At 65.9% G+C, this 23,311-nt stretch carries 25 protein-coding genes; 13 read left to right on the top strand and 12 right to left on the bottom strand.

Features of this window, described 5'->3' with window-relative positions; translation table 11 throughout:
• Positions 1-4: 4 nt before the first annotated feature.
• The gene (locus J2X92_RS05475) at positions 5-1,117 is read right to left on the bottom strand and encodes an NAD(P)/FAD-dependent oxidoreductase (RefSeq protein ID WP_307574055.1); all 1,113 of its coding nucleotides are present in this window, start codon (positions 1,115-1,117) and stop codon (positions 5-7) included.
• Between the two features lie 203 nt (positions 1,118-1,320).
• On the bottom strand, positions 1,321-1,491 hold the full coding sequence (locus J2X92_RS05470) for a hypothetical protein (protein WP_307574053.1): 171 nt from the start codon (positions 1,489-1,491) through the stop codon (positions 1,321-1,323).
• A gap of 145 nt (positions 1,492-1,636) precedes the next feature.
• Here J2X92_RS05470 and J2X92_RS05465 point away from each other — a divergent pair, with 145 nt between their 5' ends.
• Entirely contained in the window at positions 1,637-2,158 is a 522-nt protein-coding gene (locus J2X92_RS05465; RefSeq protein ID WP_307574051.1) for a GNAT family N-acetyltransferase, read from the top strand.
• A 24-nt stretch (positions 2,159-2,182) separates the two neighbouring features.
• Here the strand turns inward: J2X92_RS05465 and J2X92_RS05460 are convergent, their stop codons facing one another.
• From J2X92_RS05460 to J2X92_RS05450, 3 genes are read right to left on the bottom strand one after another with little or no spacing between them, the layout of a single operon-like run.
• Complete coding sequence (locus J2X92_RS05460) at positions 2,183-3,148, bottom strand: aldo/keto reductase (protein WP_307574050.1); 966 nt, start codon at positions 3,146-3,148, stop codon at positions 2,183-2,185.
• 30 nt (positions 3,149-3,178) lie between these two features.
• Positions 3,179-3,787, bottom strand: a complete 609-nt coding sequence (locus J2X92_RS05455) for a chromate transporter (protein WP_307574049.1) — start codon at positions 3,785-3,787, stop codon at positions 3,179-3,181.
• A complete protein-coding gene (locus J2X92_RS05450; RefSeq protein WP_307574047.1) occupies positions 3,784-4,374 on the bottom strand; it encodes a chromate transporter in 591 nt (196 codons plus the stop codon). The genes J2X92_RS05455 and J2X92_RS05450 overlap by 4 nt, the downstream gene beginning before the upstream one ends.
• Positions 4,375-4,456: 82 nt before the next feature.
• Between J2X92_RS05450 and J2X92_RS05445 the strand changes: the two genes are divergently transcribed.
• The gene (locus J2X92_RS05445; RefSeq protein WP_307574046.1) at positions 4,457-5,380 is read left to right on the top strand and encodes a YihY/virulence factor BrkB family protein; all 924 of its coding nucleotides are present in this window, start codon (positions 4,457-4,459) and stop codon (positions 5,378-5,380) included.
• Here J2X92_RS05445 and J2X92_RS05440 read toward each other — a convergent pair.
• Positions 5,377-5,928, bottom strand: a complete 552-nt coding sequence (locus J2X92_RS05440) for a DUF924 family protein (RefSeq protein WP_307574045.1) — start codon at positions 5,926-5,928, stop codon at positions 5,377-5,379. The genes J2X92_RS05445 and J2X92_RS05440 overlap by 4 nt on opposite strands.
• Before the next feature lie 105 nt (positions 5,929-6,033).
• Between J2X92_RS05440 and J2X92_RS05435 the strand changes: the two genes are divergently transcribed.
• The 6 genes from J2X92_RS05435 to J2X92_RS05410 all read left to right on the top strand — a co-directional run bounded on the left by J2X92_RS05435 (position 6,034) and on the right by J2X92_RS05410 (position 11,771).
• Positions 6,034-6,483, top strand: a complete 450-nt coding sequence (locus J2X92_RS05435) for a CHRD domain-containing protein (protein ID WP_307574044.1) — start codon at positions 6,034-6,036, stop codon at positions 6,481-6,483.
• Between the two features lie 48 nt (positions 6,484-6,531).
• The gene (locus tag J2X92_RS05430; RefSeq protein WP_307574042.1) at positions 6,532-7,737 is read left to right on the top strand and encodes a patatin-like phospholipase family protein; all 1,206 of its coding nucleotides are present in this window, start codon (positions 6,532-6,534) and stop codon (positions 7,735-7,737) included.
• Positions 7,738-7,814: 77 nt separating this feature from the next.
• Positions 7,815-8,597, top strand: coding sequence for a 3-hydroxybutyrate dehydrogenase (locus J2X92_RS05425; RefSeq protein WP_307574041.1), 783 nt, complete (start codon positions 7,815-7,817; stop codon positions 8,595-8,597).
• A gap of 127 nt (positions 8,598-8,724) precedes the next feature.
• A complete protein-coding gene (locus J2X92_RS05420; protein ID WP_307574040.1) occupies positions 8,725-9,732 on the top strand; it encodes a tripartite tricarboxylate transporter substrate binding protein in 1,008 nt (335 codons plus the stop codon).
• Between the two features lie 43 nt (positions 9,733-9,775).
• Positions 9,776-10,249, top strand: a complete 474-nt coding sequence (locus J2X92_RS05415; protein ID WP_307574039.1) for a tripartite tricarboxylate transporter TctB family protein — start codon at positions 9,776-9,778, stop codon at positions 10,247-10,249.
• Positions 10,250-10,265: 16 nt separating this feature from the next.
• Positions 10,266-11,771: a tripartite tricarboxylate transporter permease gene (locus J2X92_RS05410; RefSeq protein ID WP_307574038.1), complete on the top strand. Its 1,506-nt coding sequence runs from the start codon at positions 10,266-10,268 to the stop codon at positions 11,769-11,771.
• Here J2X92_RS05410 and J2X92_RS05405 read toward each other — a convergent pair.
• The gene (locus J2X92_RS05405) at positions 11,758-12,720 is read right to left on the bottom strand and encodes a bifunctional helix-turn-helix transcriptional regulator/GNAT family N-acetyltransferase (RefSeq protein ID WP_307574037.1); all 963 of its coding nucleotides are present in this window, start codon (positions 12,718-12,720) and stop codon (positions 11,758-11,760) included. The two genes, J2X92_RS05410 and J2X92_RS05405, sit on opposite strands and share 14 nt — an antisense overlap.
• A gap of 150 nt (positions 12,721-12,870) precedes the next feature.
• Between J2X92_RS05405 and J2X92_RS05400 the strand changes: the two genes are divergently transcribed.
• Positions 12,871-15,255, top strand: coding sequence for a YgiQ family radical SAM protein (locus tag J2X92_RS05400; RefSeq protein ID WP_307574036.1), 2,385 nt, complete (start codon positions 12,871-12,873; stop codon positions 15,253-15,255).
• 21 nt (positions 15,256-15,276) lie between these two features.
• Here the strand turns inward: J2X92_RS05400 and J2X92_RS05395 are convergent, their stop codons facing one another.
• A complete protein-coding gene (locus J2X92_RS05395; RefSeq protein ID WP_307574035.1) occupies positions 15,277-15,660 on the bottom strand; it encodes a tautomerase family protein in 384 nt (127 codons plus the stop codon).
• A gap of 28 nt (positions 15,661-15,688) precedes the next feature.
• Entirely contained in the window at positions 15,689-16,375 is a 687-nt protein-coding gene (locus J2X92_RS05390; RefSeq protein ID WP_307574034.1) for a cold shock and DUF1294 domain-containing protein, read from the bottom strand.
• A 303-nt stretch (positions 16,376-16,678) separates the two neighbouring features.
• On the opposite strand from J2X92_RS05390, the gene J2X92_RS05385 reads away from it, so the two are divergent.
• Entirely contained in the window at positions 16,679-17,443 is a 765-nt protein-coding gene (locus J2X92_RS05385) for a hypothetical protein (protein WP_307574033.1), read from the top strand.
• A gap of 3 nt (positions 17,444-17,446) precedes the next feature.
• Here the strand turns inward: J2X92_RS05385 and J2X92_RS05380 are convergent, their stop codons facing one another.
• Complete coding sequence (locus J2X92_RS05380) at positions 17,447-18,325, bottom strand: CoA transferase (RefSeq protein ID WP_307574032.1); 879 nt, start codon at positions 18,323-18,325, stop codon at positions 17,447-17,449.
• Between the two features lie 147 nt (positions 18,326-18,472).
• Here J2X92_RS05380 and J2X92_RS05375 point away from each other — a divergent pair, with 147 nt between their 5' ends.
• Both J2X92_RS05375 and J2X92_RS05370 read left to right on the top strand, forming a co-directional pair.
• A complete protein-coding gene (locus J2X92_RS05375) occupies positions 18,473-19,375 on the top strand; it encodes an SDR family oxidoreductase (protein WP_307574031.1) in 903 nt (300 codons plus the stop codon).
• 60 nt (positions 19,376-19,435) lie between these two features.
• Positions 19,436-20,044 (top strand): glutathione S-transferase family protein, encoded by a 609-nt coding sequence (locus J2X92_RS05370; protein WP_307574029.1) that lies wholly within the window; start codon positions 19,436-19,438, stop codon positions 20,042-20,044.
• 1 nt (position 20,045) lies between these two features.
• On the opposite strand, the gene J2X92_RS05365 is transcribed toward J2X92_RS05370, so the two are convergent.
• A complete protein-coding gene (locus J2X92_RS05365; RefSeq protein ID WP_307574028.1) occupies positions 20,046-20,435 on the bottom strand; it encodes a DUF488 domain-containing protein in 390 nt (129 codons plus the stop codon).
• A gap of 31 nt (positions 20,436-20,466) precedes the next feature.
• Positions 20,467-22,320: a PhoX family protein gene (locus J2X92_RS05360; protein ID WP_307574026.1), complete on the bottom strand. Its 1,854-nt coding sequence runs from the start codon at positions 22,318-22,320 to the stop codon at positions 20,467-20,469.
• A 91-nt stretch (positions 22,321-22,411) separates the two neighbouring features.
• On the opposite strand from J2X92_RS05360, the gene J2X92_RS05355 reads away from it, so the two are divergent.
• Positions 22,412-23,239 carry a crotonase/enoyl-CoA hydratase family protein gene (locus J2X92_RS05355; protein WP_307574025.1) on the top strand — a complete coding sequence of 276 codons (828 nt, stop codon included), beginning with the start codon at positions 22,412-22,414 and terminating at the stop codon, positions 23,237-23,239.
• Positions 23,240-23,311: the final 72 nt, after the last annotated feature.

Here is a 23,311-nt window from a genome sequence, read left to right as displayed (position 1 = left end):
GCTGCTAGCCCCTGGACAAGGGGCTGGCCTTGCGGTGGAAGTACACGAGTTCCGCCATGCGCCGCATCTGCGGCGTACCCAGCAGGCGGTTGAACATCCAATCGCTCTGGAAATGATCGAAAGCCCAGCGCAACGCGCGCTTGAGCCGGAAGCGCGGATAGCTGCGCACGAACCAGCTCGCCGGGTCTTCCACCTCGCCACGGACGAACCGCGCAATCGCCTCGCCGGCGCGCTCGCCATGCTGGAGCGCCGTATGAATGCCGCCGGCCGTGACCGGCGACACCATGCCGGCCGCATCGCCCACCAGCAGCGCGCGTTCGCGTGCGACCACGGGCAGCACGCCGCCGCACGGGATCATTCCCGCGCGAATCGCCACGGGCGGCGCATCGCCTGGCGAGACGACCGAGGCAATCTTTCGCAGCAGCGGGTCGATCCGAAGCGCCGGTGCAGCCTGCGTGCCCATGCGGCGTGCAAGCCCGATCTGGCTCACGCCGACGCCGTCGAGCGCCCATCCGATGTAGCCCGGCGCCAGTTGGCGGTCGACGAAGCAATGGAGAAAATCGGGCGCCATGCGCGCGCCCCGGTATTCATGCTCGACACCGTAGAGAAAGCGCGTGTTGCGCGACAGCCCTAGGGCCTTGGCAACGCGCGAATGCGGGCCGTCTGCACCCACGATGTAGCGGGCCGAAATGCAGGTGTCGCGGCAAGGGCCGTGGGCCAGCGGGATCTCCCAGCGGTCATTCATCCACAGCGCCTGTTCGAACAGCGCACCAAGCTGCACGTCAACCCCGCTGGCACGGGCGGAATCGACCATCCAATCGAGCAGGGCGGGCGCGTCGGTGGCCCAGAACCAATAGCCCGGCGCGTGCAGGTCCACATGGCGCATGTCGGGCGAATAGAGCCGCACACCGTCGATGCGGCGCACCAGGGCGGGCGGCACTTCCGCGAGCCAGGGCACCGTGTCGACCGCATCCTTGACGATGATCCCGGTGGTATGGAGCTTGGCGCCGGCGCTGGACTTTTTCTCCAGCACCATCACGCTGAGCCCGGCCAATGCAGCGGCGCGGGCGCAGGCCAGCCCTGCGAAGCTCGCCCCGACCACGAGCAGGTCGACCACGGTATTCGAGCTGCGCTCCCCGGCCGCCGGAGGGGCAGGGCAGGCGAAAAAGGGAGGGGTGTCGAAGCGAGAAAAGGAACTTGAAGCGGACATGGGCGAGCTGACTTCGGCGTTGTGCACCGCGATTTGCGGTGCGCACGCGAAAGTTAGCTACGCCATGTGCGCGCGGCGTGAAGCCTGTGTGAACTCGAAGCGCGGCGGCTTCAGGACGGGTCTTTGCTGCGCGTGCGCGCCACCGCGCTGAAGATGCCAATGCCCAGGACGATGAGCGCGCCGATGCCGATGTAGAGCGTGGGCACGCCGGCCACCGAGGCGCCCCAGGCGACGCCGGCCAGGAAAATCAGAAAACCGATCATGTAGAGCGCAAAGGACATGCTTGTTCCCCCGGAAGCTTTGGATGCCTTGCAGTATCCCGGCCGATGTCGTGGCCAGCAGAGGCCTTCGTCCCCAGTCGCTGTGGGAACTTGCCTACTGCTGTTATTTTTGATTTTTTGCTTACCCGCTCGAAAAGGAACACCCATGCACCTGGTCCCATGCACCGAGGAAGCCCACGCGGGCGCCATCCTCGCCATCCTCAATGAAGCCATCGCCAACTCGACCGCGCTGTACGACTACAAACCCCGCACGCCCGAGAGCATGGCCGCGTGGTTCGCCACCAAGCGCGCCAACGGGTTTCCCGTGATCGGCGCGGAAGACGACGACGGCAAGCTGCTGGGCTTTGCGAGCTACGGCACCTTCCGCGCCTTTCCCGCCTACAAGTACACCGTGGAGCATTCGGTGTATGTGGAGGCCGGCCATCGCGGCGAGGGCCTGGGCCGCACGCTCATGGAGGCGATCATTGCCGAGGCGGCTGCGCGCGACGTGCATGTGATGGTGGGCGCGATCGACGCCGCGAACGTGGGCAGCATCGGCCTGCACGAGCGGCTGGGCTTCGAGCATGCCGGCACCGTGCGTCAGGCGGGCTTCAAGTTCGGCCGTTGGCTCGACGTGGCTTTCTACCAGCGGACTCTCTCGACGCCGTTGAATCCGGTCGACGGTTAGGCGGCGGGAGTTAGGCGGCGGGATTCAGGCCGCGTCTTCGGCGCTGGCCCGGTCCAGCATCTGGATGGTGCCGGCATCGAGCTTCAGCTGGGTGGCCACCACCAGTTCCTCCAACTGCGCGATAGAGGTGGCGCTGGCGATTGGCGCCGTGACCGAAGGCCGCGCGATCTGCCATGCAATGGCCACCTGGCCCGGCTTGGCGTTGTACTGCTGCGCCACCTTGTCGAGCGCTTCGAGAATGCGCAGGCCGCGCGGGTTCAGGTACTTCTTGGTGGTGTTGGCGCCGCGCGCACTCTTGGCCGCGTCGGCTTCGGTGCGGTACTTGCCGGTCAGGAAGCCTGCGGCCAGTGCATAGAAATTGATGACGCCCACTTCGCGCTTCACGCACAGCGGCTCCAGCGCATCTTCGAACACGGCGCGGTCGTAGAGGTTGTACAGCGGCTGCAGGCTTTCATAGCGCGCAATGCCGAGCCGTTCTGAGATGTCGAGCGCCTCGGCCAACCGGGGTGCGCTGTAGTTCGAGGCGCCGATGGCCCGCACCTTCCCGGCCTTGACGAGCTCGTCGAAGGCGCCCAGCGATTCTTCGAGCGGCGTCGCGGCATCGTCGTCGTGCGACTGGTACAGGTCGATGAAATCCGTCTGCAGGCGTTTGAGCGAAGCTTCCACCGCCTCGCGGATGTAGGCCGGTGAGAGACCCGACTTGCCTTCGCCCATCGGCTTGCCGACCTTGGTGGCCAGCACCACGCGGTTGCGCTTGCCGCTCTGTTTTAGCCACTTACCGATGATGGTCTCGGACTCGCCGCCGGTGTGCCCAGGCACCCAGCTCGAATAGACGTCGGCCGTGTCGACGAAGTTGAATCCGGCGTCGAGCCAGGCATCGAGCAGGCGGAACGAAGTGGCTTCGTCCACCGTCCAGCCAAACACGTTGCCGCCGAAGGCGAGCGGCGAAACCAGGAGGCCGGAGCGGCCGAGCGAGCGAAGTTGCGACATGAGTTTGTTTCCTTCTTGAAGAGACGAGGATCAGACGAAGCCCACGGCGCCGAGCAGCGCACCCGCGCCCAGCAGCCAGAGCAGGTGGACGCGTGTGCGCCAGACGATAAGCGCGGCCACCGCGCTCAGCAGCCACAAATGCCATGCGGGCGCGTCGCCGGCATGGTTACCCGCTGCCAGCACCCAGCCGGTGGCGATGAGGAGGCCGACCACTACCGGCGCCATGCCCTGCTTGAAGGCGCGAACGCCGCGCCGCTCGCGGTTGCGGTGCCCCCAGCGCGTGGCAAGGTAGGTGAGGGTGGTGCTCGGCAGCATGATGCCGAACATGGTGACCAGGAGCCCGAAGAAGCCGAGCAGCCAGGCGGCCGGCCCGGCGCCAATGCCGCCGCCGGCGTTGAGCCCGACGTTCCAGCCCATCAGTGCGACGAAGAGCACGTTCGGTCCCGGCGCAGCCTGGGCGATGGCAACCGACGAGCTGAACTGCGCGTCGGTGAGCCAGCCGTGCTGGGCGACAAGGTAGCGATGCATGTCTGGAACGGTGGTAATGGCGCCGCTGATCGACAGCAGCGACAGCAGCATGTATTGGCCGAAGAGCGCGAGCCAGTCGTGCCATTGCATGGCGATGGCAATATGGCTCATGAACCGATCCTCCGCCAGGTCCACGCGCAAGCCACGCCGCCTACGGCCAGCAGCACCCAGCCGAGCGGCATCTTGAAGAGTGCGATGGCGCCGAACACCAGCGCGACGAACGCGAGGCAGGTGGCAAAGCCCAGCGGGTGCTTGCGCAGTTGGGGAATCAGCTTGATGCCGGTTGCCGCGATCAGCCCGCCCGACACCGCGCCCATGCCGCGCAGCGCGGCCGCCACCTGCGGGTTGGCGGCGTAGTGGGCGTAGAGCACGGCCAGCACCAAAATGACCACCAGCGGTATCGCGAGCATGCCCGCCACTGCCGCCACGGCGCCGCGCAGGCCGAAGTAGCGGTCGCCGATCATCAAGGCCAGGTTGATCACGTTGGGGCCCGGCATTACCTGGGCGACGGCCCAATCTTCGAGAAACTGCTCGGGCGTGAGCCAGCGCTTTTTCTCGACCATCTCGCGCTGGACGATGGCCAGCACGCCACCGAATCCTTGCAGCGCAAGCCAGGTGAATGAAACAAAAAGGTCGCGTGGCGACGTCGGTTGCGGAGGAACGGTCGGCGCTGCCGCGCCTGGAGGGGACGGATGCATGTGCGAGCGATTATCGTAGCCAAGCCTGCAATGTGCCGGGCATCGGGCTGACATGCCCCTGCATCACTCCACGGGAGACTCCATGCTCATGCAACTACGCGCGCTGTTCGATCTCTGCAAGGAGGCCATCGCTTCGTGGTCGAACGACTACGCGCCCAGCATGGGCGCGGCGCTGGCCTACTACACGGTGTTCTCGATTGCGCCACTGCTGCTGATCGTGATTGCGGTGGCGGGGCTGGTGTTCGGCCAGGAGGCTGCGCGCGGTGAGATCTTCCTGCAGCTGTCGGACCTCATGGGCGCGCAAGGCGCGGCTGCGGTGCAGGGCATGCTGCAGGCCGTCAACAAGCCGGCCGAAGGCGTCGTGGCCACCGTGGCCGGCGTCGGACTGCTGGTGATCGGCGCGACCACGGTCTTCGGCGAGTTGCAGGATGCGCTCGACCGCATCTGGCGCGCGCCGGCACGCACCAGGAACAAGGGCCTGTTCACGCTCCTGCGCGTGCGGCTGCTGTCGTTCACCATGATCATGGGAATCGGCTTCCTGCTCATGGTGTCGCTGGTGGCCAGCGCGGCACTGGCGGCGCTCGGCAAATGGTGGTCGCCGGTGTTCGGCGCCTGGGCCACCCTGGCGCAGGCTGTGAACTTCGTCTTCAGTTTTGCGATGGTGACGGTGATCTTCGCGATGATCTACAAGATCATGCCGCGCACCAAGGTGCAGTGGCGCGACGTGTGGGTGGGTGCCGCGGTCACGGCGCTGCTCTTCACGGTCGGCAAGCATCTCATCGGCCTGTACATCGGCAAGAGCAGCGTGGCCTCGGGCTATGGCGCCGCGGGCTCGCTGGTGGTGGTGCTGGTGTGGGTGTACTACTCGGCGCAGATCTTTCTCCTGGGGGCCGAGTTCACCTGGGTGTATGCCAAGACCTACGGCTCGCTCAAGCACGCCAAGGACGCCGGCGAGGCAGCCAATCCTTCGCCGACACGTGCGGCGCCGCTGCCGCGGAAGAGCTAGCCCGCGAAGCCGCCTTCGTCCAGGAAGCGCTGTTCCTCCGCCGTGGTGGTGCGCCCGAACAGCGCGTTGCGATGGGGAAACCGGCCGAAGCGCGCAATGATGTCGCGGTGCAAGACCGCAAAGCGCTGGGTGTTGGCATCGAGCGCGGCGTTCAGCTCGACCGAGCGCTCCTGGTCCGCCAGCGATTCGGAGTGCATGAAGGGCAGGTAGAAAAAGCGCCGGAGGGCTTCGTCGACTTGGAGGTCGAAGCCAGCCTCGATGGCTTCTCGGGCGACGGCCAGCGCCTTTGGGTCGGTCGCGAAGGCGCGCGCGTGGCCGCGAAAGGTGTTGCGCGGAAACTGGTCGAGCAGCACCAGCAGGGCCAGTGCGCCTTCGGGCTCCTTGGCCCAATGGTCGAGTTCGCCGCGGGCGGCCGCCTCGTGCGCGCCGAGAAAGCGCGTGCGGAACTCGGCATCGAAAGCATCGTTCTTGGCAAACCAGCGTTCGGGCCCGGCGTCGCGCCAGAAGTTGACGATGTCGAGGGCAGTGGGGAAGTCGGGGGAGGTCATCGCCGCATTTTCTTTCAGCCCGCAAAGTCGCGGTGGTGGCCGACAAGGTCATGCGCCCAGCCTGCCTATGCTGTAGCGGTCCTCATAACTCAGGAGATACAGCTCATGAACCGATATGGCACCTATTTGCGCGCAACCCTCATTGCGGGCCTGGCCACTGCCGCGCTCGCCGGATGCGGGATGATGTCGAAGTCGAACACCGCGAGCTTCAGCGGCGCCATGAACGCCGCCAGCGAAGTGCCGCCCAACATGACGCGCGGCAGCGGCATGGCGGAGGCCTGGCTCAACAAGGACACGAACGTTCTGAAGTACAAGATCACCTATACCGGCCTGAGCGGCCCGGCCACGGCCGGTCACTTCCACGGGCCCGCCGCTGCGGGCGCCAATGCCGGCGTGGCGCTGCCGTTCGCCAATCCGGCGAGCCCGATCGAAGGCCAGGCCACGCTCACGCCGGCGCAGGCGGCCGACCTGATGGCCGGCAAGTGGTACGCCAACATCCACACCGCTGCCAATCCTGCAGGTGAAATCCGGGGACAGATGCTGCCCAAGATGTGAGGTGGCTGGTCAGCTTGCGGCCGCGGGGCTGGTGTCAAATGAAGCCCTATGACGACAAAGCCTCAGAAGCCCCGCACCGCACGCAAGAAGACTCTCAACAATTTCGAGGAACGGCGCGACGACATGCGCGCCGCGCGCAAGGCCCTTGTGCTGCAGGGAGGGGGCGCGCTCGGCGCCTATCAAGCCGGCGTGTATGCCGCGCTCAGCGAAACTGATTTGCAGCCGCACTGGATTGCGGGCGTCTCGATCGGCGCAATCAACGCGGCGCTGATCGCGGGCAATGCGCCCGAGCAGCGGGTCGATCGGCTGCGTGAGTTTTGGCACTTGGTTTCATCCGGCCCGGCGCAGCGCCTGCCTGGCTGGCTTGGCGATCGCGCCGCACAGAACCAGTGGAGTGCGGTCATGGCATCGCTAGTGGGTATTCCTGGCTTCTTCGAGCCGCGCTACTCGCCCGCGCTGCTGCTGGGCGCCGCGGCACCGCTCTTGAGCTACTACGACACCACGCCGCTCAAGCTCACGCTAGAACGGCTGATCGACTTCGACCGCATCAACGCGTGCGAGGCACGCTTCAGCGTCGGCGCGGTCGACGTGCGCACCGGCAACTCGGTGTACTTCGACAACACGCGCCAGCGCATCGGGCCGGAGCACATCATGGCCAGCGGCGCGCTGCCGCCGGGCTTTGCTCCCGTCCACATCGACGGCGACGACTACTGGGATGGCGGCATCGTCTCGAACACGCCGCTGCAATACGTGCTCGACATCCATCCGCGCTCCGAGCCGCTGGTGGTGCTGCAGGTCGACCTTTTCAATGCGCGCGGCGAAATGCCGCGCACGCTGGCGGGCGTGCAGGAGCGGCAGAAGGACATCACCTACTCGAGCCGCACCCGCATGAACACCGATGCGCTGGCTGCCAACCTGAACCTTCAGCAAGCGATTGCAGACCTGATCTCCAAGCTGCCCGCGCACCTGCGCAACGACCCCTCGGTGCTCGCGGTGCAGGCCGAGCTCACGCACCATCCCATCGACATCTTTCACCTGATCTACCGCGACAAGCCCTACGAGCTCGAATCGAAGGACTACGAGTTCTCGCGCGCCGCGGTCGAAGAGCACTGGGAGGCCGGTGCGCGCGACATGCGCTGCACGCTGGCGCATCCTGAAACCTTGCGCAGCGATGCCACCGTGAACGGCGTGACCACCTTCGACCTCGGCGAGCCGGGGTTGGGGCGCGTCAAGCGTCCAGGGCTCTTGCGCTGAATGCGGGCGAGCCCGTACTAGCCCGCTTCTTGCAACGCGCTTTTCTCACTTCTTTCCATTCCTCAAGGACACTCACCATGCAACTCAAGGACAAGGTCGCGTTCATCACCGGTTCGGCCAGCGGCATCGGCAAGGAAATTGCCATTCTGTTTGCGCGCGAGGGGGCCAAGGTCGTCATCGCCGACCTCAACAAGCAGGCCGCCGACGCCACCGCGGCTGAACTGCAAGCCACGGGCGCGCAGGCGATCGGCGTGGCCGTGGACGTGACCAGCGAAGACCAGGTCAATGCCTCGGTCGAGGAAGCTGCCAAGGCTTACGGCGGCATCGACATCCTGATCAGCAATGCCGGCGTGCAGATCGTTCATCCGGTCGAAGAGTTCAGCTTTGCCGACTGGAAGAAGATGCTCGCCATCCACCTCGACGGTGCCTTTCTCACAACCAAGGCCTGCCTCAAGCACATGTATGCCCAGGGCCGCGGCGGCAGCGTGATCTACATGGGATCGGTGCATTCGAAAGAAGCTTCGCTGCTGAAGGCGCCTTACGTCACGGCCAAGCACGGCCTCATCGGCCTGGCCAAGACGGTCGCCAAGGAAGGCGCGAAGCATGGCGTGCGCGCCAACGTGATCTGCCCGGGCTTCGTGCGCACGCCGCTGGTCGAGAAGCAGATTCCGGAGCAGGCGAAGACGCTTGGCATTACCGAGGAACAAGTCATCAAGAACGTGATGCTCAAGGAGACGGTCGATGGCGAATTCACCACCACCGACGACGTGGCCCGCGTGGCGTTGCTGTTCGCGGCCTTCCCGACCAATGCGCTCACTGGCCAGTCGCTGGTGGTGAGCCACGGCTGGTTCATGCAGTAGCGAAATAGCGCCCGCTGCATGCGGGACACGATGGTTCACCCTAATGTCTCTGGCAAGCGAACTGTGAGAAAAACCTTTCTTGCCTTTCAATCGTCATACCAATGACTTTCGCCAGGAGACAAAGACCATGCGTGTTCCTTCAGCCCGCTTCTTTTCACGGCGCTCTTTCGTGGCCCATGCCGCAGGTGTCGCGGCAGGGCTCGCAATGTTTGCGGCGGCGGCTCCCGCGGCAGCCCAGGCGTATCCGAGCCGGCCCGTCACGCTGATCGTTCCGTGGGGTGCGGGCGGCGGCACCGATGCCACGGCCCGCATCATCGCGAGCCTGCTCGAAAAGGAACTCGGCCAGCCATTCACGGTCGTCAACCGCACCGGCGGCAATGGCGTGGTCGGCCACGCGGCCATTGCCGCCGCACCGCCGGACGGCTACACCATCGGCATGGCGACGGTCGAGATTGGCATGATGCATTGGCAGGGCCTCACACCGCTGAACAGCACCTCGTACACGCCGATCGGCCTTGCCAACCTCGATCCGGCGGGCATCCAGGTCCGCGCCGACGCACCCTACAAGACGGTCGCCGAGCTGATGGCGGCCATCAAGGCAAGCCCCGGCAAATTGAAGGCTTCCGGCACGGGGCAGGGCGGCATCTGGCACCTGGCCATCGCGGGCCTTCTGCGCGACCAGAAGATCGATCCCGCGGCAGTGCCATGGGTGCCCAGCAATGGCGCGGCACCCGGCCTGCAGGACGTGGTGGCGGGTGGCGTCGATATCGCGCCCGTCTCGCTGCCCGAGGCGCGCTCGCTGATCGATGCCGGCAAGATCAAGAGCCTTGCTGTCATGAGCGACAAGCCTTCGGCGCTGTACCCCAACGTGCCCACGCTCAAGGCAGCCATCGGCAGCGACTGGTCGATGGCGGCATGGCGCGGCATCGTCGCGCCGAAGGGCCTGCCCGCCGACGTGCGCGACAAGCTGGCGGCCGCGCTCAAGAAGGTGGTGGCCAGCAAGGAGTACACCGACTTCATGGCGTCGCGCGGCTTTGGCGTGATCTACGCGGGACCTGATGATTTTGCGACGTACATGGCGAAGTCCGATGCCGAACTCGGCGCCACGATGAAGGCCGTGGGTATCGTCAAGTGAGTGCCGCGGAAGGCGTGGGCGGAGGTGCCGGAGGCACAGCGCCATGAAGTTCAACGACGCGGTCTTCGGATTCATTCTGCTGGCGCTCGGCGCTCTCGTGCTGGCCGTAGTGCGAGGCTATCCCGGCATGCCCGGCCAACAGGTGGGGCCAGCGCTGTTTCCGGGACTGATTGCGGTGGGGCTGTGCGTGAGCGGCGCCATGCTTCTGGTCAAGGGTTGGCGGCAGCGGCACGCCATGGCCTGGGTGCGGCTCGGCGACTGGGCCGCATCGCCGCGCCATATGCTGGCTGCCGCACTGGTCATAGGCGCGGTGCTGTTCTACGTGTTCGCCTCCGAGTGGCTCGGGTTCCTGCCCACCGCGGCCATCTCGCTCTTGGCACTGATGCTTGCGATGCGCGTGCCGCCGGGTCGCGCGGTGCTCATATCCTTGATTGCCACGCTGCTCATCCATGCAGCGTTCTACAAGCTGTTGCGCGTGCCGCTTCCCTGGGGCCTTCTGACGCCCATTGCCTGGTAACCGGAAAGCATCACCCATGTCGGCAGCACTCTTGCAGGCTTTCTCGATGGTCTTCGAGCCCTACACCATCCTCGTGATGGTGCTGGCTTCGCTCTATGGCCTGTTCGTTGGCGCGGTACCGGGCTTGTCGGCCACCATGGCGGTGGCACTGCTGGTGCCGGTAACCTTCTTCATGCCGCCGATTCCCGCTATCGCGGCCATGGTCACGTCCACCGCCATGGCCATCTTCTCGGGTGACATCCCGGGTTGCCTGTTGCGCATTCCGGGCACCCCCGCATCCGCGGCCTACACCGACGAGGCGTTCGCCATGACGCGAAAGGGCATGGCCGAAACCGCGCTGGGCGCGGGCCTGGTGTTCTCGGCAGTGGGAGGGCTCTTCGGCACCGTGGTGCTGATCGTGGCAGCGCCGGTGCTGGCTGACTTTGCGCTCAACTTCAGTTCCTTCGAGTACTTCTGGCTCGTGCTGCTGGGCCTGACCTGCGCGGTGTTCATCACCTCCGACCGGCCGCTCAAGGGCCTCGTCACGCTGCTGCTCGGCTTGCTTGTGGCCTGTGTGGGGCTGGGCAATCCGGCGGGGTTTCCGCGCTTCACGTTCGGCAATGCCGAAATGACCGGCGGCATCGGCATGATCCCGATGATGATCGGCATGTTCGCCATCTCGGAGGTGATCCGCTTCGCCGTCGACACGCTGCCGCCCGGGGAGATCGTGGTCGAGAAAGTGGGCCGGGTGCTGGCGGGCCAATGGGCGCTGGCCAAGAAGTATCCGGTGCAGATATTGCGCGGCAGCGTGCTGGGCACGGCGGTGGGCGCCTTGCCCGGCGCGGGCGCCGACATCGCGGCCTGGATGTCGTACGCCATGAGCAAGAAATTCTCGAAAGAGCCCGAGAAGTTCGGCACGGGCCATGTCGAGGGCATCGTCGAATCGGGCTCGGCCAATAACAGCGCGCTGGCCGGCGCGTGGATTCCGGCGCTGGTGTTCGGCATTCCGGGCGACTCGATCACCGCCATCGTGATTGGCGTGCTCTACATGAAGAACCTGAATCCAGGGCCGACGCTGTTCACCACGAACCCGCAGAACATCTACGCGGTGTTCATGCTGTTCATCATTGCCAACATCATCATGATTCCACTCGGCATCCTGTGCATCAAGGTGTCCAAGCGCATCCTGCGGGTGCCGCGCAACGTGCTGATGCCGCTCATCCTGCTGTTCTGCGTGGTGGGTGCGTTCGCCATCAACAACTCGCTGTTCGACGTGGGTGTGATGCTGGTGGCCGGCATCGTGGCCTACCTGCTCGAGGAGAACGACTTTCCGATCGCCCCGGCCATCCTTGGCGTGGTGCTCGGCGGCATGCTCGAGGAAAACTTCATCACCTCCATGATCAAGTCGGACGGCAATCTGGCCGGCTTCGTGTCGCGGCCGATTGCCGCGAGTTTGGCGGTCGTGGTGCTGCTAGTGTGGTTTGCCCCCTTGCTCAAGAAGCTGTGGCAGAGGGGACGGCGCGCCGCGTCTACCGCAGCTTGAGCGACCAGGTCTCGCCCACGAGCTGCTGGCCGAAGCCCTCATAGGGCTCTGCCTTGTCGAGCTTGAAGCCGCGCTTGGCGTAGATGGCGCGGGCGGCCTCCAGGCAGCTGTTGGTCCAGAGCACCATCTTTCGGTAGCCCTTGGCGCGAGCGAAGGCAATGCATTCGTCGGTGAGGCGCGCACCCAGGCCCAGGCCGCGTGCCGCGGGCGCGAGCAGCAGCAGGCGCAACTGCGCCGTGGTGGCCGATTTGCGCACCACGAAGATCGCGCCCACGCGTTCGCCGTCGAGCTCGGCAATCCAGCACTTCTCCCATGCCGGCTGAAACTTGCGCACGAACTGGGCCACGATGTCGGCCACCAGCGCCTCGAACTCGCTGTTCCAGCCGTACTCGCGCGCATACAGCTCGCCGTGCTGCTGCACCACCCAACCCATGTCGCCCGGAGCCGGATCGCGCAGAACGACAGTGCGGGTGCGCGCCGAGGGAGCGGAGGCCGGATCGAGCAGGCGCTCGATGCGTGCCATGGCGTCGACCACCTGCTGGCGGTCGCCGGGTGGCAGCGGGGAGAGCAGGGCCGCCGCCTCGTCGCGCGACTTTTGTTGCAATGGCGCAAACGCGGCGTGGCCGGCTTCTGTGAGCCGCAGCACGCTTTGCCGCGCGTCGCGGCCGTGAGGCTCACGCGCGAGCCAGCCCGCCGCCTCGAAGCGGCGCAGGATGCGGCTCAGGTAGCCGGCGTCGAGCCGCAGATCGCGCCCGATCTCGCTGGCCACTGGCGTTTTCCGGTGAGCCAGCTCGTACAGCACGCGGACATCGGTCAGCGACATGTCGCTGCTAAGGTACGGGTCCAGCACGCCGATTCGGCTGGTATAGAAGCGGTTGAAACGACGGATGGCCTTGACTGCGGCAGGATGTGGCGTTGCCGGATTGCTGGAAACGGTTGCTGTTGTCATATTGATTATTGACTGAGGCAACTATTTAAAGGCCTTGCCATCGTCGCGTCAACAAGCGCCGACGCGACAGAAGTGGTGGAAAACCCTAAAATCGCGGGTTGCCCACTGCGGCGCCGTGCCCGCCAAGCCGCGCCGCCCAAATCCCCACTGATGAACGCCCCCGTCGACGTCTCCTTTTTTGCGCGTGCCGCCAAGCCACTAACCAGCTACCGCAAGTACTGGGCGGCCCGATTCGGCACGGCCAAATTCTTGCCCACCACGCGCAAGGAAATGGACGCGCTCGGCTGGGACAGCTGCGACATCATCGTGGTGACGGGCGACGCCTACGTCGACCATCCGAGCTTCGGCATGGCCGTGATCGGCCGCATGCTGGAGGCGCAGGGCTTTCGCGTCGGCATCATTGCGCAGCCTGACTGGCAGAGCGCCGACCCGTTCAAGGTGCTGGGCAAGCCGAACCTGTTCTTCGGCGTGACCGCCGGGAACATGGATTCGATGATCAACCGCTACACCGCGGACCGCAAGATTCGCAGCGACGACGCCTACACCCCCGGCGACGTCGGCGGCGCTCGGCCCGACCGCGCGGCCATCGTCTATTCGCAGCGCTGCAAGGAAGCCTGGAACGACGTGCCGATCATCCTCGGCGGCATCGAAGGGTCGCTGCGCCGCATTGCCCATTACGACTACTGGTCGGACAAGGTCCGCCGCTCGATCGTGGTCGATTCGAAGTGCGACCTGCTGCTGTACGGCAACGCCGAGCGCGCAATCGTCGAAATCGCCCATCGGCTGGCAGCCCGCGAGCCGGTGCACGAAATTACCGACGTGCGCGGCACCGCGTTCGTGCGGCGCGACACGCCCGAAGAGTGGTTCGAGATCAACTCCACCAGCGTGGACGAGCCTGGCCGCGTCGAGGCCCACGTCAATCCGTACCTCATGGTGTCGGAGCAGGCCAAGGCCAACGGCGCCACGTGTGCGAAGGAAGACGAGGCCCAGGCCGTGGCGCAAGCCGCCGAAGCGGGCGCCGCAATGAGCGCCGTGAACCCGGCCATCAAGCCGCTGACCTTCGTGCCGAACCCTGCGCTCCAGCAGCGCGCCAAGATCAAGGTGCCGCCGCGCGACCGCAGCGTGATTCGCCTGCCTTCATACGAACAAGTGCGCGCCGATCCGGTGCTCTACGCCCACGCCAACCGCGTGCTGCACCTGGAGACCAACCCCGGCAACGCCCGCGCGCTGGTGCAGGCGCACGGCGAGGGCACCACGGCACGCGACGTATGGATCAACCCGCCGCCTATTCCGCTCACCACGGCCGAGATGGACTACGTGTTCGACCTGCCGTACGCACGCAGCCCGCATCCGCGCTATGCCGACGAAAACGGCAGCCACGACGGCGCCACCAAGATCCCCGCGTGGGAAATGATCCGCTTCAGCGTGAACATCATGCGCGGCTGCTTCGGCGGCTGCACCTTCTGCTCCATTACCGAGCACGAGGGCCGCATCATCCAGAGCCGCTCGGAAGAATCGATCATCAAGGAGGTCGAGGCCATCCGCGACAGCGTGAGCGGCTTCACCGGCACCATCTCCGACCTGGGCGGCCCCACGGCCAACATGTACCGCCTCGGCTGCAAGAGCGCCGAGATCGAGGCCGCCTGCCGCAAGCCCAGCTGCGTGTACCCGGGCATTTGTCAGAACCTGGGCACTAATCACGATCCCCTCATCAAGATCTACCGCCGCGCGCGTGCGCTGCGGGGCATCAAGAAGATTCTGATCGGCTCGGGCCTGCGCTACGACCTGGCCGTGCAGTCGCCGGAATACGTGAAGGAGCTGGTGCAGCACCACGTGGGCGGCTACCTGAAGATCGCTCCTGAGCACACCGAGCAGGGCCCGCTCACCAAGATGATGAAGCCCGGCATCGGCAGCTACGACAAGTTCAAGCAGATGTTCGAGAAGTTCTCGGCCGAGGCGGGCAAGAAGCAGTACCTCATTCCGTACTTCATTGCCGCGCATCCGGGCACCAGCGACGAGGACATGATGAACCTCGCGATCTGGCTCAAGAAGAACGGCTTCCGCGCCGACCAGGTGCAAACGTTCTATCCGAGTCCGATGGCCACGGCCACGACGATGTACCACACCAACAAGAACCCGCTGCGCAAGATCACGCGCGACAGCGAGACGGTGGACATCGTGCGCGGCGACAAGCGCCGCCGGCTGCACAAGGCGTTCCTGCGCTACCACGACGCCAACAACTGGCCGCTGCTTCGAGAAGCGCTGAAGAGCATGGGCCGCGCAGACCTGATCGGCAACGGCAAGCACCACCTCATTCCGACCTGGCAGCCGCTGACCGATGGCGGCTACACCAGCGCGCGGCGCAAGAACTCGACCACCGCGCCTGCTGTCGCGACGAAGGCCAAGGCATCGGCCCCGGTCAGGCTGGCGCCGGTCAAGCCTTCCAAGGGCCGCATCCTCACGCAGCACACTGGCCTGCCGCCGCGTGACAACGGCAGCAAGCCGATTGGCAAGCCTTCACGCAAGGTGCGCTGAGCGGGGCGCGGCGGGCAAGCGCTAGGTCGCGTACTGCATCTCGCCGTTCCCGAACGACCAGTTCTCCTTCATCACCTCGACAAGGTTGATGAAGACGTCCTCGCGGCGGATGCCCAGCTTCTGGTTCAGGTCGTCGGCCAGGCGCTTGTAGAACGCCTTTTTCATCTCGATCGTGCGACCCTGGTTCAGCGTGATCTGAATCAACACGAACCCCGATGAATATTCGACCCCGAGATAGCTCTTCGGATGGACGAGGTCTTGTGCGGCATGTCGCGTGATGACCTGGAACTTGTCGTCCTTCGGCACATTGATGGTCTCGGTCATTACCTGGTAGATCACGTCGCCAATGGCGGGACCGAGCGTTTCCGGCGACGCATCCGACAGTTCGATTCGAACGAATGGCATGGAGGTTCCTTGTAAAGAGGGGAGGAGCCTAACGCCAGAGCGCCGGCCAAGCACCCGCCAGCCAGAAAACCCAGGCCAGCACTGCGGCGCAGTGAACTGCGACCGTGACGCGATACACGGTCAGGAAGCTCTGCTTGCTTGACTTGTGGCGCAACAGCCTTTGCGCGGCCCAGGCTCCTGGCCAGCCACCCGTCAGCGCGAAAAGGTGCAGGGTGTTCTCCTTCGTGCGCCAGCGGCCCGTCTGGGCCGCGTTCTTGTCTAGCGCATAGGCGCAGAAGGTCAGCAGGCTCAACGCTGGAACGACACCGAGCGCCAGCGGTGACAAGCGGCCCGACCAGACGGCTGCGCCAAGCAACACACCGTAGGCCAGGATAAAAAGAACGCCCCACGAAGCAGGTGATTCTGGCGCACTCGCGCGACGCGTTGGTGCGAGAGGTGCGCGAGGTGCAGGACGGCGATTGCTGCCGATCGGCGCACGGTTCGGTGGTGGCGCTCGCGAGGCGCCGGCCGACGTTGCCTGCACGGCCACGGCGCGTGGTCCCTTGCCCCCGACGTGGATCTCTTCGAAGCTCAGTTCCATGCCGACCTGTGGGTTCAGCTGCCGGTCGCTGAAGTCGCGCAGGTGCACGAACACGTCGGCCGACACGTCCGGACTGCGGATGAAGCCGAAGCCGCGCTCGGCCTCCCAGCGTACGAGTCGGCCTTGGCGCTTCATGGTCGGTGGCGAGCAGGGGTGGGGCACATGCATCCGATTCTCCCTTGTCGCTGGGGTGCCTGGCTTTCCATGCGGCGCGCAAGAATGGTCAAACGAGGCGCTGAGTGGCGCTGGAGACCACTCGTTGTATGGTGTGGACCTATGAGCAGTCCCGTTTTTCTGCCGGCATCATGGTTGCGCACCTTGGCGGGGGCTGTTCTGTTCGCGGCTTCGGCCCATGCTGCGGCGTTGCCATCCGAGCCAGGGGGCAATTCCGCTTCTGCGTCCGCCGCCGCCGACGCCTTGCGCGCCACGCATCAGCGCATGAGCGGCAAGCTCGCGCGCAGCAGCTTCGGGCGGCCGATCCAGCTCGATTCGCAAGAGACGCCGAGCGGGCTGCAGGGCGACATCCATGCGGTAGTGGACCATCCGCTGCCTGAGATAAGCGCCGCACTCAAGCAATCGACTCAATGGTGCGAACTGCTCGCGCTTCACATCAACAACCGCCGCTGCCGCGCGGGCAGCACGTCGCAAGGGCAGGACATGCTGACGCTGTTCGTCGTGCGGCGCTACGACAAGCCGGTGGAGCAGGCCTTTGAGTTGCCTTTCGTCTATCGAGTGGCCAGTGCAACGCCGGAGTACCTGTCGGTCGAGATGAACGCGGCCAGCGGGCCGCTGGGCACCAGCAACTACCGTGTCACGCTCGAAGCGGTGGCGCTCGACGATCGAAGGAGCTTCCTGCACTTCAGCTACAGCTACGACCACAACATGATGGTTCGCATGGCCACGCAGGCCTACCTTGCCACCTTCGGCCGCGACAAGGTGGGCTTCACCGTGGAGGGCAAAGGCGCGGACGGCCAGCCCGAGTACATCCGCGGCCTGCGCGGGCTGGTGGAGCGCAATGCCATGCGCTACTTTCTCACTCTGGACGCCTACCTCTTGTCAGGGGTCGGCGCACCCTCCGAGCGGCGCGAGCGTGCCTGGTTTGCAGCCGCCGAGCAGTATCCGCGGCAGCTGCACGAGGTCGATCTGGACACCTACCTGGCGCTCAAGCGAGAGGACCGGCAGCGCGACGGCACGAAGCGTTGAGACTCAGTCGGCCAGGGTGAGCAGCGGCACATCGCGTTCGCGCGCCATGGCGTCGAGCTCGGCGCGCGTGCGGGTGCGAAACCACGCGGCAATGCCCTCCCGCGTGGCCGTGGCGAACATGTCGGGCGGCGCCACGCCAGCGGCTTCGCAGAGACGGGCCGCAAAGTGCGGCTCCAGCGCCGCAACGGCCACGCGCCCGTCGGCGCAGGGATAGACGCGGTAGCCCGCGTGCGCCCCGCCCACTGCGCCTTCGGGCCGGGTAAGTCCCCAGGTGCGCGGCAGCGCCAGCCAGTCTGCCGAGGCATTGAGCGCCACTTCGAGGTAGATGCCTTTTGCGCCCGCTGCCGAACGCGCGTGCAGGGTGGCTTGCAGCACCGCTCCCGCTGCGAGCAGCGCGCCGCCCATGTCCGCGTACAGCGTTGGAGGCAGCTCGGTGCCGGTGACGAGTCCGCTTTCGGCGACATAGGTCAGGTCGTGCCCTGGTTCTTCGGCGCGCGCACCGGGTGCGCCGACGATCGCGACTTGGCACAGCGACGGATGACGCGACTGGAGCGAGGCCCAGTCCAGCTTCAGCTTGCCGAGGGCGGAGGGCCGGAAGGAAGTCAAAAGCACGTCGGTCCGGGCGAGTTCGGCGTGCAGTTGTGCCTGCCCGGCGTCGGTCTTGAGGTCGGCAGCCTGAACGGCAATGCCTTCGTGCATGGCGGCATACGCGGCCTTGTTGTACAGCGCCATCGGGTCGCCGGCGGGCGGCTCGAGCTTCACGCAGGTGGCGCCCATTCCGCGGCAGCGCAACAGGGCGGCGGGGCCGGGAAGGTTGAGCGCCAGGCTCAAGACGCGGACGCCCGCGAGCGGCTGGAAAGAGGAGGCAGCGGGACTTGGCATGGGCATAGTTCCAGAGTACAGGGCTACAGCCATTTTCACCTTGGCGGGGGAGCCAGATTTCGCAAGCCATGGCAGCCGCTGCGGCGTAGCATGTGCCACGGCAGACCGCCTCCTGCCGCTGTTGCAACGACGACCAAGGAGACCACCATGTTTGAAGCGTCCCTCATGAGCGGCCAGCGCATTCTCGTGACCGGCGGCGGCACTGGCCTCGGCCGGGCCATGGCCGAGCGCTTTCTGGGCCTGGGTGCCGACGTGGCCATCTGCGGCCGGCGCCAATCGGTCTGCGACGAAACCGCGGCCGAGTGGCGGCAGCAGTTTCCAGAGCGCCGCATCGACACATTCGGCGTCGACATCCGCAATGCGCAGAACGTCGACGAAATGGTGGAAAGCCTGTTCCAGAGTGGCGGGCTCACGGGGCTCGTCAACAATGCGGCGGGCAACTTCGTGGCGCCGACCGAGAGCCTGTCTCCGCGCGCTTTCGATGCCATTGCGAACATCGTCTTTCACGGCAGCTTCTACGTCACGCAGGCTGTCGGCAAGCGCTGGGTGGCCGAGGCCAAGGCCGGCAAATGGAAGGAGGGCGATGCCTTGCGCAGCGTGATGAGCATCATCGTCACATGGGTCGACAACGGTAGCCCCTACGTGGTCCCTTCGGCCATGAGCAAGGCCGGCATCGAGGTCATGACAAAGTCGCTGGCGGTGGAATGGGCGCGCCACGGCATTCGCCTGAATGCCGTCGGGCCAGGCGAGATTCCGACCGAGGGCATGAGCAAGCGGCTGAATCCCGGCGAGGAGCCCGGCGCGCGCAGCAAGAAGACCAACCCGATGGCACGCACCGGCCGCATGAGTGAACTGCAGAACCTGGCAGCCTTTCTCATGGCGCCTGGGCAGTGCGACTGGCTCACAGGCCAGAGCATCATGATGGATGGCGGCAATGCGCTGGCCACGGGCGGCAACTTCTACGAGCTGCGCCAGTGGAGTGACGACGACTGGCACGCCGCGCGCGAGCGCATCGAGGCGCAGAACCAGAAGGACAAGGCGCAGCGCTGACGAGCGCAGTGGGACCACAGGGTATCGTTGCGCCTCGACAAAAATTCAGGAGAAAAGAAGATGCAACTCGTCGGCATGCTCGACTCGCCCTATGTGCGCCGCGTGGCCATTTCGCTGCGCCTCTTGGGCCTTCCGTTCGAACACCGCTCGGTCTCGGTCTTCAGCACCTTCGAACAGTTCCAGGCCATCAATCCTGTCGTCAAGGCGCCGACGCTGGTGTGCGACGACGGCACGCTGCTGATGGATTCCACGCTCATCATCGATTACGCGGAAACAATCGCCGGCCGCAGCCTCATGCCCTCGGACGCCAATGAGCGGCAGCATGCGCTCCGGGTGCTGGGGCTCGCGCTCGCAGCGTGCGAGAAGACGGTCCAGATCGTCTACGAGCGCAAGCTGCGCCCACTCGAAAAGCAGCATGCCCCGTGGGTCGACAGGGTGCGCAACCAACTGGCCGCCGCGTATGCGGGGCTTGAGGCCGAAATACGGAAACTGCCCGCGGTGGCTGGTGAAGCCTCCATGGGGCAGGCCGCGCTGACGGGCGCCGTGGCTTGGAGCTTCACACAACTGGTGATTCCCGACGTCATCGCGCCGGCCGATTACCCGTCGCTCGCCGCCTTTGCCGCCGATGCGGAAAAGCTGCCGGCCTTCATGGCGCTTCCGCAGGTGTGATTCAGGTGGCGATGTCCGCTCCGCGCTCGGCCAGCAGGCCGCGCAGCAGCGAGCGATGGCAGCGCGATTCTTCTTCGCAGTAGCAGCCCACCGAGAAGGCCGTGCTGTGCGAGAGGGCGGCCAGAAGGTCGAGGCTTCGGCTCGCGTCGGCTTCGGCCATCTCGGCCTTGTACTTGCGCATGAAGGCGTTCCATTGCGCGGGCGTTTCGGCTTCCTGGCCCAGCTTCATGGTCTCAGCGGAAGGTGCGAGATTGGGGTACCACACGTCATACCAGTTCTGCGAGGCGAACTCGGTTTTGGGAACTCCGCGCGGCGGGCGGCGTACGGTGCCGATGCGAAGGCCCTCGCCGCTGGCGCGCGGCGTGCCCAGGCGAACGATGCGGATGCTCATGTGCGGTCTCCTTCTCTTGTTGTGATGAATTTCAGGTGCCGACGATCCCGCCGTCTCGCCGGCGTATGGCCAGCGTGGCCGAGCGCGGGCGGGCGCTTCCAAGGGCCGTGCCGTCGGGCCATGCGCTGTTCGGTGTGGCGTTGCCATCGTCGCGCGACTCGCCCGGATGCTGGATGTTGACGAACAGCGTGCGTCGGTCCGGCGTCACCACGCAACCCGTGACCTCGCTACCGTTCGGCGCCGTCAGGAAGCGCTTGATGCGGCCTGACGCGGGGTCCGCGCAGAGCATCTGGTTGTTGCCGAGCGATGCATAGGGCGGCTTGCCGATCAGCTGGCCGCTCATGTCGGTCTGGATCCAGAGCAGGCCGCCGCTGTCGAAGTGAAGGCCGTCGGGGCTGCCGAAGATGTCGGCATCGCCGGACGGATATCGCGCGCCGCTGTTCTCTTGCGCGGGGTCGCCTGCCAGCGCGAAGTGCTCCCAGGCGAAGCTCGTGCTGCCCGCATCGGCGTCGTCCTCGCGCCACCGCAGGATGCCGCCGAAGAGGTTGTCGGCACGCGGGTTGGCGGCATCGGGCGCGGGCTTGCCGGCGTTGCCGCGCTGGCTGTTGTTGGTGAGGGTGACGTACACCTCGCCAGTTTGCGGATGCACCGCGATCCACTCGGGCCGGTCCATCCGGGTGCCGCCCACGACGTCGCCGGCCAGCCTGGCGTGGATCAGCACCTCGGCCTGGTCGGTGAAGCCGCTGCCCGCATCGATGCCGTTGCGGCCATGCACGAGTTCGAGCCAGCGGCCGCGGCCATCGGCATCGAAGCACGCCACGAAGAGCGTGCCTTCGTCGAGCAGGCGCCCGTTGGCCGCAGCACTGCCTCCAGCCGAAACCTTTCCATGGCTCACGAACTTGTAGATGTATTCGAATCTTGCGTCGTCGCCCATGTAGACCACCACGCGTCCGTCCTTGGCGAGCGTGCAGGTCGCGCTCTCCTGGCGCTTGCGGCCGAGCGCCGTGCGCTTGATCGGCTTGGCCGTGGGATCGAACGGATCGATCTCCACCACCCATCCGAAGCGATGGGCTTCGTTCGGATGACGGCTCAGGTCGAAGCGCTCTTCGAAGCGCCAATACTCCACCCATTGCGAGCCCGGCACCGTGCCGTAGCGGCGCTGCGCGGGCGTCATGTCTTTCGCCGTTTCCTTCGGGCCACCGAAGTAGCCATGAAAGTTTTCTTCGCAGGTCAGGTAGGTGCCCCACGGCGTGACGCCCATGGCGCAGTTGGCGAAGGTGCCGAGCACCTCGTCGCCGGCCGGATTGGCGGCGGTGCGCATCAGCGGAGTGCCGGCCGCAGGACCGGCAATGCGAATGGGCGTGCGGCCGTGCACGCGACGCGCATAAGTTGAAGGCCGCACCTGGCGCCAGCCTTCGCGCGTCCACTGGACCTCGATGACCGAGACGCCCATGGCATGAAGCGACTTGCGCACCTTCTGTGCGTTCCATTCCTTGACGCCGTCGGAATGCAGCAGCTGTTCGTCCGTGTACTCGTGGTTCATCACGAGCAGCGCGCGGCCCGGTGCCGCGAGCGGAAAGAAATGCATTCCATCGTGATGCATGCCAGCCTGCAGCGCCTGCTCGTCCGCGCTGTTGCCGCCGTCGGGTGCAAAGGCCGGCATCGGTTGTCGCGCAATGCCGGTCGGCGTGCCCCAGGGGTAGAGCAGCTGCCACTCGTATTCGGGCGGCACCACGACGGCATCACGCAGCGACGCCGGCACGCCGGTGAAACCGAGCACGGCTTGGCCGTCCGCGGCGGGCGACGCGATCGCGCCACTTCGGTGAAGCAGCGCTACCACGGCGGCGGCGCCTGATTGCAGAAAGATGCGGCGGTCCAGAGGCATGGGTCAGGGTGTTGGGTAGGCGACAGCCGCCATCATCGCCGAGCGCCATGCGGGGCGATACTGGCGCGAAGAAAACCCAAGGAGACACCGAATGGCCGAACGAATCGAATGGATCCGCCACCCCGACGGCGTGGTGGAACTGCAGCTTGCACGGGCCGACAAGATGAACGCGCTCGATCCCGCGATGTTCGATGCGCTGATCGACGCGGGCAAGGCACTGTGCGGCGACGCCACGGTGCGCGCGGTGGTGATGTCGGGCCAGGGCAAGGCCTTTTGCGCAGGCCTGGACATGGCATCGTTCGAGCGCATGGGCAAGGGCGCCGCCAGTGCAGTGCTGGGCGCGGCAGCAAGCGGCGCAGATCTGTCGGCCCGCACGCACGGCATTTCGAACGCGGCCCAGTACGTCGCAATGGCCTGGCGCGAGGTGCCGGTGCCCGTCATTGCCGCGGTGCATGGCGTGGCCTTCGGCGGCGGGCTTCAGGTGGCGCTGGGTGCAGACATCCGCATCGTCGCGCCCGACACCAAGCTGTCGGTGATGGAAATCAAGTGGGGCCTGGTGCCCGACATGGGCGGCATGGTGCTGATGCGCGAGCTCGCCCGCAGCGACGTGGTGCGCGAACTCACCTTCACGGGACGCGTCTTCTCGGGCGAGGAAGCACTGCAGCTTGGCTTTGCCACCCGGCTGGCCGCCGATCCGTTCGCGGAAGCGCTTCGGTTGGCACACGACATCGCCGCCAAGAGTCCCGACGCCATGCGCGCCGGCAAACGCCTTCTCAACGCGGCGCTGTCGCACGGGGCGCGCGATCTGCTGATCGCCGAATCGGTGGAGCAGCAGGCTCTGATCGGGAGCCGCAACCAGGTCGAAGCGGTGCAAGCCAACATCGAGCGGCGCCCGCCACGGTTCGACCCGCCGGCCTGAGCGCGGGCCCCCGTCCGGGGGGCTTTATTTCAAAAACGTGTACTTAACGACAGAAAGAGCCGTCGTTGTGTG

The sequence above is a fragment of the Variovorax paradoxus genome, from assembly GCF_030811855.1.
GTDB lineage: Bacteria > Pseudomonadota > Gammaproteobacteria > Burkholderiales > Burkholderiaceae_C > Variovorax > Variovorax paradoxus_L.
This window is presented reverse-complemented; position numbering and strand designations above follow the sequence as displayed.

Bases quoted from the DNA above. Each gene is read 5' to 3' on its own strand.
- J2X92_RS05470 (WP_307574053.1), bottom strand. From the start codon at position 1,491: ATGTCCTTTGCGCTCTACATGATCGGTTTTCTGATTTTCCTGGCCGGC.
- J2X92_RS05465 (WP_307574051.1), top strand. From the start codon at position 1,637: ATGCACCTGGTCCCATGCACCGAGGAAGCCCACGCGGGCGCCATCCTC.
- J2X92_RS05460 (WP_307574050.1), bottom strand. From the start codon at position 3,148: ATGTCGCAACTTCGCTCGCTCGGCCGCTCCGGCCTCCTGGTTTCGCCG.
- J2X92_RS05455 (WP_307574049.1), bottom strand. From the start codon at position 3,787: ATGAGCCATATTGCCATCGCCATGCAATGGCACGACTGGCTCGCGCTC.
- J2X92_RS05450 (WP_307574047.1), bottom strand. From the start codon at position 4,374: ATGCATCCGTCCCCTCCAGGCGCGGCAGCGCCGACCGTTCCTCCGCAA.
- J2X92_RS05445 (WP_307574046.1), top strand. From the start codon at position 4,457: ATGCTCATGCAACTACGCGCGCTGTTCGATCTCTGCAAGGAGGCCATC.
- J2X92_RS05440 (WP_307574045.1), bottom strand. From the start codon at position 5,928: ATGACCTCCCCCGACTTCCCCACTGCCCTCGACATCGTCAACTTCTGG.
- J2X92_RS05435 (WP_307574044.1), top strand. From the start codon at position 6,034: ATGAACCGATATGGCACCTATTTGCGCGCAACCCTCATTGCGGGCCTG.
- J2X92_RS05430 (WP_307574042.1), top strand. From the start codon at position 6,532: ATGACGACAAAGCCTCAGAAGCCCCGCACCGCACGCAAGAAGACTCTC.
- J2X92_RS05425 (WP_307574041.1), top strand. From the start codon at position 7,815: ATGCAACTCAAGGACAAGGTCGCGTTCATCACCGGTTCGGCCAGCGGC.
- J2X92_RS05420 (WP_307574040.1), top strand. From the start codon at position 8,725: ATGCGTGTTCCTTCAGCCCGCTTCTTTTCACGGCGCTCTTTCGTGGCC.
- J2X92_RS05415 (WP_307574039.1), top strand. From the start codon at position 9,776: ATGAAGTTCAACGACGCGGTCTTCGGATTCATTCTGCTGGCGCTCGGC.
- J2X92_RS05410 (WP_307574038.1), top strand. From the start codon at position 10,266: ATGTCGGCAGCACTCTTGCAGGCTTTCTCGATGGTCTTCGAGCCCTAC.
- J2X92_RS05405 (WP_307574037.1), bottom strand. From the start codon at position 12,720: ATGACAACAGCAACCGTTTCCAGCAATCCGGCAACGCCACATCCTGCC.
- J2X92_RS05400 (WP_307574036.1), top strand. From the start codon at position 12,871: ATGAACGCCCCCGTCGACGTCTCCTTTTTTGCGCGTGCCGCCAAGCCA.
- J2X92_RS05395 (WP_307574035.1), bottom strand. From the start codon at position 15,660: ATGCCATTCGTTCGAATCGAACTGTCGGATGCGTCGCCGGAAACGCTC.
- J2X92_RS05390 (WP_307574034.1), bottom strand. From the start codon at position 16,375: ATGAAGCGCCAAGGCCGACTCGTACGCTGGGAGGCCGAGCGCGGCTTC.
- J2X92_RS05385 (WP_307574033.1), top strand. From the start codon at position 16,679: ATGAGCGGCAAGCTCGCGCGCAGCAGCTTCGGGCGGCCGATCCAGCTC.
- J2X92_RS05380 (WP_307574032.1), bottom strand. From the start codon at position 18,325: ATGCCAAGTCCCGCTGCCTCCTCTTTCCAGCCGCTCGCGGGCGTCCGC.
- J2X92_RS05375 (WP_307574031.1), top strand. From the start codon at position 18,473: ATGTTTGAAGCGTCCCTCATGAGCGGCCAGCGCATTCTCGTGACCGGC.
- J2X92_RS05370 (WP_307574029.1), top strand. From the start codon at position 19,436: ATGCAACTCGTCGGCATGCTCGACTCGCCCTATGTGCGCCGCGTGGCC.
- J2X92_RS05365 (WP_307574028.1), bottom strand. From the start codon at position 20,435: ATGAGCATCCGCATCGTTCGCCTGGGCACGCCGCGCGCCAGCGGCGAG.
- J2X92_RS05360 (WP_307574026.1), bottom strand. From the start codon at position 22,320: ATGCCTCTGGACCGCCGCATCTTTCTGCAATCAGGCGCCGCCGCCGTG.
- J2X92_RS05355 (WP_307574025.1), top strand. From the start codon at position 22,412: ATGGCCGAACGAATCGAATGGATCCGCCACCCCGACGGCGTGGTGGAA.